Genomic DNA, 13181 nt, shown 5'->3' on the forward strand with positions numbered 1-13181 from the left:
ACACATCAAAGTTCGCGCTTAAGTTTAAGCCTTTGATCTGAGTGAGTACTTCATCAGATACTTTAGGTGCATAACCAGACACTTGTAATAATGCCAAGATCAAAGAAGTAAACTCATGTCCCATCGGCAAGCCAGCAAAGAACACACGTGGTTGTTCACCTGCTTTAGCCACACCGAAACTAGGACGGCGAGCGTTTGAACCGTCAAAACGCGCCGTAACTTGATCAGAAAGTTCAGCAATTTCAGTCACGAGTTCTTTGATTTTTGCAGCTTTGTCCGAGTCATCTAAAGCAGCAACCAACTCGATTGGACTTTCTAAACGTTCTAAGTAAGCTTTTAATTGAGTTTTAATATTTTGATCTAACATGTATTTCTCCAAACGCTAAGACTTTTAAATCAGCTAAATTCATTCAATGAGGCTATAGTACGCAAAAGCACTGAATAGGTAAAACAGTATGTTTTTATAAATTTGATCGGTTTTTTGAATTTCAATGCTGTTGCCAAATTTTGAACATATCTTTCAGTAAAAATTTGAGTACAATCAAAGTTGTTATATAACTGCAATCATTTCATGGCATAAATAAAGGGTAAGAAATATGGCGTTACAACGCGGTATCTATCAACACTATAAAGGTCAATTGTATCAAGTGTTTAACGTGGCTCGTCATAGTGAAACGGAAGAAGAATTGGTGGTATATCAATGCTTGTATGGTGATTACTCAATGTGGGTACGCCCATTAGGTATGTTTACCGAAACTGTTCAGCTTGAAGGTGGTCAAATTCTACCGCGTTTTAAATTGATACAAACGACTTAAGCTCAATGCGCTTTTAATGTACGCACTTGGAGGATCAGGCATGACCAGCACTGTATTTTTACAACGTATTTCTGATTTATATGATGAGTTTAAACAACACGATGCTCGCCAGTCTGATCGTTTAAGACGTTACCGTAATATTGAAGCGGAATCTGCAAAGCTACTTGGTATGTTAGTCCGTACCCAACAATCAAAAGAAATTCTCGAGATAGGAACCTCCACAGGTTATTCGACACTTTGGCTGGCTGAAGCAGCAAAAGCCGTAGGTGATGCTAAGGTGAAAACCCTCGAGATTAATGCTTTTCGTAGTGCTCAAGCGCGAAAATATGCGGAAGAATTTGGCTTAGAGCCGTTTATTAATTTTTGGGTGGGTGATGCTGCAAATTATCTAGCCCAAGCAACTGAACCTTATGATCTGATTCTGCTGGATGCGGAACGTGGTAGCTATGTGAGCTACTGGCAAGACTTAAAGCGTTTATTGCAGTCTTCGGGAAGTACCTTGATTGTTGATAATGTGATTTCTCATGCAGCAGAAGTGAAGGAATTCCTCGAACTGATTAAAGATGATGAAGATTACATGAGCACCATTCTGCCGATCGGTGCAGGTTTATGTATGGTGGTGTTGAAGTGAATTGATTTTACTTTGATGGTGTAGTCGATAGGCTTGAGGGCTGCAGCCAATCACTTTATTAAATGCACGGGTGAAATTGGCAGGATTGGAATAACCGAGTTCATAGGCAATATGGGTAATGGTGAAGCTAGAGTTTTCTAATAACTCAATCGCACGCTCGGTACTGATCTGCTGCTTTAAAGCTTGAAATTCAACGCCATGTTGCTGTAAATAGCGTTGTAAGGTTTTGGTGGAAATGTTTAAGACTTTGGCGCATTCAGTTAAGGTTGGCACTTGATTCGCTTGTCTAAGCATCATGCTGATCCATTCTACAATTTCACCTTGATGGTAGATTTTCTGAATTTGTTCCTGACAGCGTTGTTCAACTATTTTTAAACTATGTGCATCTGCCAAAGGTAAGGGTAGTGCCAATTGCTGCTGATCAATCACCACGCGGATACCAGAAAGCCAAGTATAGTTAAAATGGAAATTGGCTTTCACCAAGGCTAAATAACGTTCTTGGTAGCTTGGCTCTGGAACACTTAAATAGACTTGGTAGCGTTGTAATTGCTGACCTGCCAATTCTAATAGGCTGTAGTAGAACGCTACGGCAATCGCTTCAATATGAAAGGCCAAGCATTGCTTATTCATCTGCAAAATTGGTTCAAATAGCAGTTCAACCTTTTGTGAGCCTGTTGGAAACTGAATGCTGAGCTTAAAGCTTGGCATAATCAGTCTAAAGTACTGGGCGATTAATCTTAATGCATGTTCCAGATTAGGACTGGTCATGAGTGCATAGCCGACGAGACTATGTGAGCTGAGCTTGATATTTTTACCCAGTTCAAAGGCCAAGTCTTGGGTATTGGGCAGACTTAAACCAATCTCAATGAATTGTTCAATTTGCTGAATCGATAATAATTCTGTTTTTGCCAGTTCTTGCTGCACAGCCATCAACAAATCATTATCGTATTGATGCGTGCTGATTAAAATTTCAATCAGGCGCAAATAATAACGTGATGGAATAACCGGGATCTGTTGCTTTTGCACAAGAAAAACTCAGTAAAGTCTTAAAATGATAATAGCAAGTCTTAAAATGATAATATAGAGGAGCGGCGAAGGAACACAATCAATTCAAGCAAAACATTTTGTGTTTGATTGAGGAGTTTCTAATGAATATGCATAGTCAACTAGATGTCGAGCAAGCGACAACAACATTTAAGGATAAAAAACGTCATTTATGGCTATTAGGTTTGGCTGTACCAACCATTGCAATGGGGGGCTTGGCGGGCTATCAGTTTGGTCCTAAAAAAACGAAAAAATTCTTTGCTTCATTTGGACCATTATTTATTCATGGCGTTATTCCGACATTGGATAAATTGATTGGTGAAGACACTGAAAATCCACCATTAGATGCAATCGCGGATTTAGAAGCTGATCCGTATTACGCTCGAATTGTTAAACTTTTTATTCCTTTACAATACGCGACCAATATTTATGGGGCTTATTTAGCCAGTCGTAAAGATACGCCAGTTGCAGATCAAGTGTTATTGGGAACCTTAGTAGGAATGGTCAATGGAATTGCCATTAATACTGCACATGAACTCAGCCATAAGACAGGACGTTTAGAACATTATTTGTCGCATTTGGCTTTAGCACCATCGGGTTATAACCATTTCCGAATTGAACACCCGTATGGACACCACCGTCGAGTTGCAACACCTGAAGATCCAGCATCTTCACAATTTGGCGAAAGCTTTTGGAAGTTTTTACCGCGTACTGTGATTGGTAGCTTTAAATCTGCGATCGAAATTGAGAAAAACCGTTTAGAACGTAAAAAACTACCTTTCTTCTGTAAGGAAAATGAGTTAATTCATGGTTGGGCAATGTCAGCTGTATATCATGCTGCTATGTTTAGTAAGTTTGGTATGCGTTCAGTCCCGTTCCAAGTCACGCAAGCGGCTTATGCGATTACTTTGTTTGAATCAGTAAATTATATTGAACATTATGGTTTAAAGCGTGCAAAGAAAGAAAATGGCCAATATGAACGGACTTTGCCAGAGCATAGCTGGAACAATAATAATGTCGTGACTAATTTGTTCTTGTATCAATTACAACGTCATTCAGATCATCATGCTAACCCGACCCGAAGCTTCCAAACTTTGCGTCATTTTGAGGATGCGCCACAATTACCTGCTGGTTATGGTGCCATGATTTTGCCTGCATTTATTCCATCGTGGTGGTCAAAAATCATGGATGATCGAGTGGTGCAACACTATAAAGGCAACTTAGACAGAATTAATGTCTATCCTGAGGCTAAACAGAAGATGTTGGAGAAATATGCTGAACAGCAAGATGCTGCTTAAAGCTTAAGCTAAATACAACGAAAATCAGCCCAATCGGGCTGATTTTTTATGATTAGGCTGAAATACAGAGTCGTTTAAAATGCAGATCAAACTCAAGATATTTATGCACAAAGGCGGTTTTATCGTTGGTGCGAAGTAAATTATTGTAGATAAACTCTGGAACGGGATGATAAAGCTCACCTGAGCCATTGCTATAGAAAATTTTTAAATAGCGTGAAGAAACATCATATTTCCAAGAGGTTACAACAACTGGTTTTTCCATATATTCGTCCCCATTTTGATTTGATCTTTTAGTACATGGTTAACAACTCTGGTGTTCTATTGTTTGACAGTACTCCAACTGAAACCGTCTGACAATTCATAAATGAAGCTGGCTATAAATTTATAAGTATAAGAATTGTAAAAAATTAGCTATAAATTTTGGGTGTGAAATAGGGCTTGGATTGATCAAAATTCTCAATAAAAAAACCACCCTAAAAAGGGTGGTTTCAAACCGAGTGGTCTAATCTAAATAATTAGATTTTACCAACTAAGTCGATAGATGGAGCAAGCGTAGCTTCGCCTTCTTTCCATTTAGCTGGGCATACTTCACCTGGGTGAGCGTGAACATATTGAGCAGCTTTAACTTTACGAAGAAGTTCAGATGCATCACGACCGATACCACCAGCGTTGATTTCAACGATTTGGATTTTGCCTTCTGGATCGATTACGAAAGTACCACGGTCAGCAAGACCAGCAGCTTCGATTAATACTTCGAAGTTTTTAGAAAGTGTCCAAGTTGGGTCACCGATCAATGGATATTGGATTTTACCAATAACTTCTGAAGTGTCGTGCCACGCTTTGTGCGTGAAGTGAGTGTCAGTAGACACGCCATAGATTTCAACGCCTAATTTTTGGAATTCAGCATAGTTGTCAGCAAGGTCGCCTAACTCAGTTGGACATACAAAAGTGAAGTCAGCTGGGTAGAAGAATACAACAGACCATTTGCCTTTAAGATCAGCTTCAGATACGTCAACAAATTGACCGTTGTGGTACGCAGTTGCTTTAAATGGTTTAACTTCAGTATTAATTAAGCTCATCATTGTCTCCATGATTGAGGTTTTATTGAGAGGCTAACGCCTTACTTGTTTACGAGGTCAAGAATAAATAATTTTTAGTTATTGGGGAAATAGTATTTTTACATGACTAAAATCGGAAAATTGAATAACTCAATCTGGAACGACTTTCACCCAAGGATATCTGTCTTATTTGACCGCATAGAGATGAAGTAAAAATGACAAAATATCCAAAACTAATGTGCATAACAACATGAAGTCTACGTCAGCAAAATTCAAGGGTAAAATTGAAAAAAGATAAAAATATATAAAAAACCAAGATATACGATTAAATTTTCTACATCGGATGTCTGTGTAAAACGATCAGGGAATAAAAAGAGGTATGGGCTAAATAAGCTAAGTTTTGCATTCTGTCGCGAAGAGAATGAAAAGCTTTCTTTGCATAGCAAGGGCTTAAGGCGTAAAATAGCCGATTATTTTATTTTTCAGGAAAGCTGTTCAGTGCAGAGTCATTTAAATGTAGATCAATTGGTTATGGCACGTGACCGTCACCGTTTAAATCGACTGCGCAAAGATAAAAAAACAGAAACAGCAGAAATTGAAAAACTATTTGAACAGTCTAACCATAAAGTCAAACAACGCTTAGCGCGTATTCCCAAGATCAAGCTGAATCAAGACCTGCCTGTCACTCAATACGCAGATCGTTTAATTGCGGCAATTCAAAAGCATCAAGTCATTATTGTTGCTGGTGAAACGGGTTCTGGTAAAACCACACAGCTCCCACAAATCGCGATGCTGGCAGGTCGTGGACTCACTGGGATGATTGGTCATACTCAGCCACGTCGACTGGCTGCACGAAGTGTTTCGCAACGTATTGCTGAAGAGGTGGGTGAGAAGCTTGGCGAATCAATTGGCTTTAAAATCCGTTTTAATGAGCAAGGTTCACAAGACTCAATCGTCCGTTTGATGACCGATGGTATTTTGTTGGCTGAATTGACCAATGACCGTTTTTTATCAAAATACGATACGATCATTATTGATGAAGCACATGAACGTTCACTCAATATTGACTTCATCATGGGATATCTCAAGCAGCTTTTGCCAAAGCGTCCTGATTTAAAAGTCATCGTGACTTCAGCGACTCTGGACGTAAACCGATTTAGCCAATATTTTTATGATGCGCCTATTTTTGAAGTAGAAGGCCGTAGCTTTCCTGTCGAGCTGCGTTATCGCCCGATTTCTGAGCTGAGCATTGTCGGTAGTGATGATGACGAGTTTGATGATTTCGAAGAAAATTTACCGCGTGCTGTAGTACAAGCAGTAGAAGAGTGTTTTGCTGATGCTGAAGCAAAAGGTCATCCTGAATATGCGGATATTTTAATTTTTGCTAGCACTGAACAAGAAATTCGTGAATTGCAGGAAACGCTGCAAAAATATGGTCCTCGTCATACTGAGGTATTGCCTTTATATGCCCGTTTAGCTCTAGCGGAACAGCAAAAGATCTTTAGTCCAGGTGGTAAAGGTCGACGCATTATTATTGCCACCAACGTAGCAGAAACAGCACTGACTGTTCCGAATATTCGCTATGTGATTGACAGTGGTTTTGCTCGTATTTCGCGTTATAACTACCGCTCACGGGTACAGCGTTTACCGATTGAAGCAATTTCACAAGCTGCAGCCAATCAGCGTAAAGGCCGCTGTGGTCGTATTGCTGCTGGTGTATGTATTCGTCTATACAGTGAAGAAGACTTTTTAAGTCGTCCTGAATTTACTGAACCTGAGATTAAGCGAACCAACTTGGCTTCTGTTATTTTGCAAATGCAAAGCTTAGGTTTAGGCAATCTAGAAGATTTTGATTTTATTGAGCCGCCAGATTTCCGTTTGGTCAATGACGGACGTAAACTCTTGGTTGAGTTGGGTGCGTTAACAGAGAAAAAAGCCCCTCTTTCTCAAAGAGGTGAGGAACAAACGATGTTCCGCAAGGGAGATTCATCTATAGATAATCCCCCTCAATCCCCCTTTACTAAAGGGGGAAGTCGAGATAGCTTAACCAAAGTCGGTCAAATGATGGCGCGTATGCCGATTGACCCACGTTTGGCGCGTATGTTGGTGGGTGGGGCTCATTTTGGTGTGCTCAAAGAAACCTTGATTATTGTCAGTGCTTTGGCTATTCAAGATCCACGTGAACGTCCTGCAGACAAGCAAATGCAGGCAGATCAAAAACATGCATTGTTTAAAGAAGCAGACTCAGACTTTTTATTTTATTTAAAACTTTGGAATACGCTGCAAACCAGTCCTGAAACACAAACTGAAAATAAGCGTCGTCAATTTGCACGCCAGCACTTTTTAAGTTGGTTGCGTCTTCGTGAATGGAAACAAACCCATCAGCAATTGGTTGAATTGGCAGAAGGTTTAAAACTCAGTTTTAATGAAAAATCAGCCAATTATGAAAACTTACACCGTGCGCTGTTAACTGGTTTGCTTTCATTTATCGCCAATAAAACAGACGAACGTAATACTTTTATGGCGGTGCGCCAGCAGAAGGCCAAAGTTTTTCCTGCGAGTACCTTACACAAGACCAATACCGCTTGGGTTATGGCATTTGAGATGGTGGAAACCTCGCAGGTGTATTTACGGACTTTGGCAAAAATTGATCCAGAATGGATTCTATTGGCCGCACGGGACTTATTGAAATATCACTATTTTGAACCACATTGGTCGAAAAAAGCAGGTATTGTTAATGCTTATGCGCAGATTTCTCTGTTTGGTTTGATTATTGAACCGAAAAGATTAATCAATTTTGAAAAAGTAGACCAACCTGCTGCGCATGAAATCTTTTTACGCGATGCCTTAACGACAGGTAATTTAGGTATTACCCCACCATTTTTAAAACATAACCTGCTCAAACTTGAAGAAGTTGAACGGGTTGAAGATAAATTACGCCGTCGTGACTTGGTGGTGGATGAAGAAACCATTTACCAGTTCTATGCAGGGAAGGTTTCAGAAGAAATTGCCAGTCGCAGCAGTTTTGAAGATTGGCGTGCCACGTTAGAGGCTGAAAACCCACGTCATTTATTTGTAGATGATGATGCGTTATGGATGAATGATCGTCCAACGACGCAACAATTCCCAGATTATTTGCATAATGGACAATTGCGTTTGGCTGCCAGCTATCGTTTTGATCCAAGCCATGATGAAGATGGGGCGACAGTTAAAATACCTGTGCAGGCTTTACCACAAGTGGATGAAAAGCAATGGTCATGGGGGATTCCAGGGTGGCGTCAGGATTTAATTGAAGCTTTATTGAAAGCACTGCCAAAAGACAAACGTCGCAATTTGGTACCGATACCTGATACCGCGAAAAAGCTCATGCAGGGGATTGATGCCGTGCATTTGCGCGAGCATTTATTTAGTTACTTGGCGTTTGCTTTACGCGGTGAGCAGATTACGGAAAAAGATTTTTCTTTTGAACGCATTGATCAGTATCTGATACCGTTTATTAAAGTCGTTGATGAAAAAGGCAAGTTGATCGCACAAGGGCGTGATCTGGACGAGTTAAAAGCACGTTGTCGTGTTGAAACTCATCGTCCAGTGAAACAGCAACAAGGTGAGTTCCAGACTTTCCCTGAAAATTTTGTGTTTGAAGCATCGCAGAAAGTAACAGGCGTTGTCATCAAGCAATACCAAGCGCTGGTACCAACCAAGTTATTTGCTGAGCTTGAAGCCAAAGACGAGTCGGGTGTAGTGATTCAAACCTTTAATGATCAAGATGAAGCAATTAAGCAGCATCGTGAAGGGGTGATTCGTCTGGTGCATATGCAATTGGGTGATTTAATTCGTCAATTGAAAAAGCAAATTTCCAAGCCATTGGCTTTAGCCTATTCACCACTGGGTGATCGTGCCAAGCTTGAACAAATGCTGGTCTATGCAACTTTGCAAGTTTCAATTCAAGAATTACCTAAAAATGCGGCTGAGTTTCAACAACTGTTGACCGAAACTAAAAAGAAATTTTTAGCAAATGGTCAACAGACATTAAATGATTTAACTGAAATATTTACCCAATGGCAGCAGATTCGCCGTGAACTATTGGTTTTAGATCAAACGATTTTTGGTCGAAGTGTAGATGATATTGAAGATCAACTTGATTTAATGTCATTAGCAAACTTTGTATATAGTCGTCCTGCTGAAATTTGGCAGGAATATCCGCGTTATTTGAAAGCGCTGCTATTGCGTTTAGATCGTTTGCCCAATAATCTACAACGAGACCTTGCTGCAATTGATGAAGTCGATCCATGGATGGACAAAGTTTTTAAATTTAAAAATGATCCTAAAATCAAAGAACTGTATTTGATGTTGGAAGAATTCAGAATTTCTTTGTTTTCTCAACCGATGAAAACAAAGCTGCCTATTTCACCAACTAGATTACAAAAACTATGGGATCGATTAGCAATCGGTTAAACTGAGAAATATGAAAGTTAGAAGCATTCTTTACAGGAGTTTTACATGGGCATCCGTATAACAGGTACAGGTTTATTCCATCCAACCGAATCTATTTCCAATGAAGAATTGGTTGAAAGTTTAAATGCTTATGTAGAACAGTATAACCAAGATAACGCAGCGCAAATTGAAGCTGGTGAAATTGAAGCCCTTCGCGGTTCAAGCCCTGAATTTATCGAGAAAGCATCGGGTATTCAACGCCGCTATGTGGTCGAAAAATCAGGTATTCTTGATCCGACACGTTTGCGCCCACGTTTGCAAGAGCGAAGTAATGATGAACTTTCACTTCAAGCGGAGTGGGGCGTTATTGCTGCTAAGCAAGCGATGGAAAATGCAGGTGTTACCGCAGAAGATATCGATGTTGTAATTTTGGCATGTTCAAATATGCAACGTGCCTACCCAGCAGTTGCGATTGAAATCCAGTCAGCATTGGGCATTCAAGGCTATGCCTATGACATGAACGTAGCATGTTCTGCTGCAACGTTTGGTTTGAAGCAAGCCTATGACGCTGTGAAATGTGGCGCTGGTCGTGTGTTATTGCTCAATGTTGAAATTACATCGGGTCATTTGGACTACCGTACTCGTGATGCGCACTTTATTTTTGGTGATGTTGCGACGGCATCGATCATTGAAGAAACTGAAACTAAATCTGGTTATGAAATCCTAGATATCCATTTGTTTACTCAGTTCTCAAATAATATCCGTAATAACTTTGGTTTCTTAAACCGTAGTGAAGATGCGGTTGTAGACGACAAGTTATTCCGTCAAGACGGTCGTAAAGTCTTTAAAGAAGTATGCCCATTAGTTGCGAAAATCATTACCGCACAATTGGAAAAGCTGGAATTAACTGCAGAGCAAATCAAACGCTTCTGGTTACACCAAGCCAATGCCAATATGAATGAACTGATTTTGAAATTGGTTGTCGGTAAAGAGGCTGACTTAGCACGTGCCCCGATCATTTTGGATGAGTTTGCTAATACCTCATCTGCAGGCGTCATTATCGCAATGCATCGTACTGGTGAGCAGGTCAATGATGGTGAGTATGCAGTGATTTCTTCATTCGGTGCGGGTTATTCTGTCGGTTCGATTGTAGTGCAAAAGCATATTGCTTAAGCTTTTGTTTTAATTATAAAAAACACCACAATTGTGGTGTTTTTTATCGCCAACTGAAAAACTAAGCTTCAATCGCTTGAACTGCAATTTTCTTGGCAGGATCAACTTTACGACGTACTGCTGGAACAGGTTCACCATGGTATTGGCGATCAGCAAAGTAGCTTGAGCGAACCATTGGTGCAGACCAGATATTTCTAAAACCAAGTTTACGGCCATGTTCTGCATAACGCTCAAACTCTTCTGGCGTTACAAAGCGGTCAATCGGTGCATGTTGTTTAGACGGCTGTAGATATTGACCAATGGTAATGTAGTCAACATCATGTGCACGAAGATCATCTAGCAATGCAATCACTTCTTCTTCAGTTTCACCGATACCAACCATCAAACCACATTTGGTTGGTACATCAGGGCAGTATTCTTTAAACATTTTTAACAAGGTTAAAGAGTGCTGATAATCAGAACCTGGACGCATCGCTTTATATAAACGTGGCACAGTTTCAATGTTGTGGTTGAACACATCAGGCGGACATTCAGTCATGATGCGTAAGGCAATATCCATACGACCACGGAAGTCAGGTACCAAAATTTCCAATAAGGTTTTTGGGCTTAATGCACGAGCTTCTTTGATACAGTCAACGAAGTGTTGAGCACCACCATCTAGCAAATCATCCCGGTCAACCGAGGTAATCACGGCATATTTTAGACCTAGATTGGAAATGGTTTCTGCCATGTGGCGAGGTTCATCTGGATCTAGAGCATTTGGACGACCATGTGCAACGTCACAGAACGGACAGCGACGAGTACAGATATCACCCATGATCATAAAGGTTGCTGTACCACCACCGAAACATTCAGGCAGGTTAGGGCAGGCAGCTTCTTCACATACGGTATGTAGTTTTTGCGAGCGCAAGGTTGTTTTGATACGCTGAACTTCTTCTGGAGCTGTCATCTTGACTCGAATCCAGTCAGGTTTGCGAGGTACTTCAACCGTAGGGATAACTTTTACAGGAATTCTCGCGACTTTTTCCGCGCCACGAAGTTTTATACCCTGTTCAGGTTTACGGTGTTCAGACATATAAGTTCTACAGCCTTTGACTTGAGATATCCCGTTATTATAGTCAAATTTACCGTAATAAAGCATGAAAAGTGGTATTCATTTTGAAAATGTAAATATATAAAAATATATAGTTGTGAAATACATCATCTGGCTGCATATTGGTTATCATATACATAGCAAAACGGTTAAGAAATAAAGGAGCTTTGAATGCCACGTAAGAAAGAGGTCGTTGGTGGGAATATTGTTAAATATGATGCAGTAATTCTCGGTTCTGGCCCAGCTGGCGAAGGCGCGGCAATGAAGCTTGCAAAAGCAGGTAAACGTGTTGCAATCGTTGATGTTCGTGATCAACTCGGTGGTAACTGTGCACACGTAGGAACAATTCCAAGTAAGGCATTACGTCAAACGGTTTCAAGTATTATTCGTTATCAGCGTGACCCAATGTTTCAAAAAGTAGGTGAGTGGAAACAATTCACCATGAAACAGGTACTCCGCAATGCGCATAAAGTCATTCAACAGCAAGTCGATACGCATACACGTTTTTATGACCGTAATAAAATCGAAGTTTTCCACGGTCGCGCATATATCCAAGATAAAAACACCGTATTGATTTTCGGTCAGGATGGCATTAAAGACACCATCATTTGCAAACAAATCGTGATTGCAACAGGCAGTCGTCCATACCAACCGAAAGGTTTAGATTTCAATCATCCGCGCGTATTTGATTCGGACAAGATCCTTGATCTTGATTATTCAATCCAAAAAATCATCATTTATGGTGCGGGCGTAATTGGTTGTGAATACGCTTCTATTTTTATCGGACTTGATCATAAAGTTGATTTGATCAATACCCAGCAAAAGCTTTTAAGCTACCTTGATGATGAAATTGCCGATGCATTGTCATATCACTTGCGTGAACAAGGTGTATTGATTCGTCACAATGAGCAAATAGATCGTTTAGAAACCTTTGATGATCACGTGGTCTTGCATTTGCTCAGCGGTAAGAAGATCAAGGCAGATGCGATCTTATGGTGTAATGGCCGCTCAGGGAATACCGATGGTCTAGGTTTGGAAAATGTGGGCTTAGTGCCGAATGGCCGTGGTCAGTTGATGGTCAATGATCAATATCAAACTGAAGCTGAAAATATTTATGCGGCAGGTGATGTGATTGGTTGGCCATCATTGGCGTCAGCAGCGTATGACCAAGGCCGTTGCGCGGGTGCAAACATGGTTGGTGAGAAAAATGTGAAGCCGATCCGTGATGTGCCGACAGGTATTTATACCATTCCTGAGATTTCCTCGATTGGTAAGACCGAGCAAGAGTTAACTGAAGAGAAAGTGCCTTATGAAGTGGGGCAAGCATCTTTCCGTCATCTGGCACGTGCACAGATTACCGGTGATACCGTCGGTGAACTAAAGATTCTGTTCCATCGTGATACTTTAGAAGTATTGGGTATCCATTGTTTTGGTAACAATGCGGCAGAGATTATCCACATTGGGCAAGTGGTGATGCACAGTCCAAACAATACTTTGAAGTATTTCGTGGAAACAACATTCAACTATCCAACCATGGCTGAGGCGTATCGTGTTGCAGCGTTGAACGGTATGAATCGTTTGTTCTAAATATCATAGACACGATATGATCAAAATGCCAATCAACTCGATTGGCAT

Annotated in this window: 10 protein-coding genes and 1 pseudogene; 6 read left to right on the forward strand and 5 right to left on the reverse strand. The window is 40.5% G+C overall.

The annotated features are described in order from the left end of the window. Window positions 1–367, reverse strand: a pseudogene (locus tag F3J02_RS00005) (alkyl hydroperoxide reductase subunit F); the annotation flags it as partial. 229 nt (window positions 368–596) lie between these two features. Between F3J02_RS00005 and F3J02_RS00010 the strand changes: the two are divergent. Further along, window positions 597–815, forward strand: coding sequence for a DUF1653 domain-containing protein (locus F3J02_RS00010; RefSeq protein ID WP_167246561.1), 219 nt, complete (start codon window positions 597–599; stop codon window positions 813–815). A 40-nt stretch (window positions 816–855) separates the two neighbouring features. Continuing rightward, complete coding sequence (locus F3J02_RS00015; RefSeq protein WP_167247825.1) at window positions 856–1446, forward strand: O-methyltransferase; 591 nt, start codon at window positions 856–858, stop codon at window positions 1444–1446. Here the strand turns inward: F3J02_RS00015 and F3J02_RS00020 are convergent. Continuing rightward, window positions 1423–2472, reverse strand: a complete 1050-nt coding sequence (locus tag F3J02_RS00020) for a helix-turn-helix domain-containing protein (RefSeq protein ID WP_167246563.1) — start codon at window positions 2470–2472, stop codon at window positions 1423–1425. The genes F3J02_RS00015 and F3J02_RS00020 overlap by 24 nt on opposite strands. Window positions 2473–2594: 122 nt before the next feature. Between F3J02_RS00020 and F3J02_RS00025 the strand changes: the two genes are divergently transcribed. Beyond that, window positions 2595–3788 (forward strand): alkane 1-monooxygenase, encoded by a 1194-nt coding sequence (locus F3J02_RS00025; protein ID WP_167246565.1) that lies wholly within the window; start codon window positions 2595–2597, stop codon window positions 3786–3788. Window positions 3789–3840: 52 nt separating this feature from the next. Here F3J02_RS00025 and F3J02_RS00030 read toward each other — a convergent pair whose 3' ends face one another. Continuing rightward, window positions 3841–4050: a KTSC domain-containing protein gene (locus F3J02_RS00030; RefSeq protein ID WP_005204416.1), complete on the reverse strand. Its 210-nt coding sequence runs from the start codon at window positions 4048–4050 to the stop codon at window positions 3841–3843. Window positions 4051–4303: 253 nt separating this feature from the next. Then, entirely contained in the window at window positions 4304–4867 is a 564-nt protein-coding gene (gene ahpC / locus F3J02_RS00035; protein ID WP_016539767.1) for an alkyl hydroperoxide reductase subunit C, read from the reverse strand. 477 nt (window positions 4868–5344) lie between these two features. Between ahpC and F3J02_RS00040 the strand changes: the two genes are divergently transcribed. Beyond that, on the forward strand, window positions 5345–9301 hold the full coding sequence (locus tag F3J02_RS00040) for a DUF3418 domain-containing protein (protein ID WP_167246567.1): 3957 nt from the start codon (window positions 5345–5347) through the stop codon (window positions 9299–9301). A 45-nt stretch (window positions 9302–9346) separates the two neighbouring features. After that, window positions 9347–10453, forward strand: a complete 1107-nt coding sequence (locus F3J02_RS00045) for a beta-ketoacyl-ACP synthase III (RefSeq protein WP_167246569.1) — start codon at window positions 9347–9349, stop codon at window positions 10451–10453. Between the two features lie 61 nt (window positions 10454–10514). On the opposite strand, the gene lipA is transcribed toward F3J02_RS00045, so the two are convergent. Further along, entirely contained in the window at window positions 10515–11528 is a 1014-nt protein-coding gene (gene lipA / locus F3J02_RS00050) for a lipoyl synthase (protein ID WP_016539771.1), read from the reverse strand. A 189-nt stretch (window positions 11529–11717) separates the two neighbouring features. Here lipA and sthA point away from each other — a divergent pair, with 189 nt between their 5' ends. Further along, entirely contained in the window at window positions 11718–13133 is a 1416-nt protein-coding gene (sthA, locus tag F3J02_RS00055) for a Si-specific NAD(P)(+) transhydrogenase (protein ID WP_159883223.1), read from the forward strand. Window positions 13134–13181 lie beyond the last annotated feature (48 nt).

This window comes from Acinetobacter sp. Tr-809 (assembly GCF_011753255.1).
Taxonomy (GTDB): domain Bacteria; phylum Pseudomonadota; class Gammaproteobacteria; order Pseudomonadales; family Moraxellaceae; genus Acinetobacter.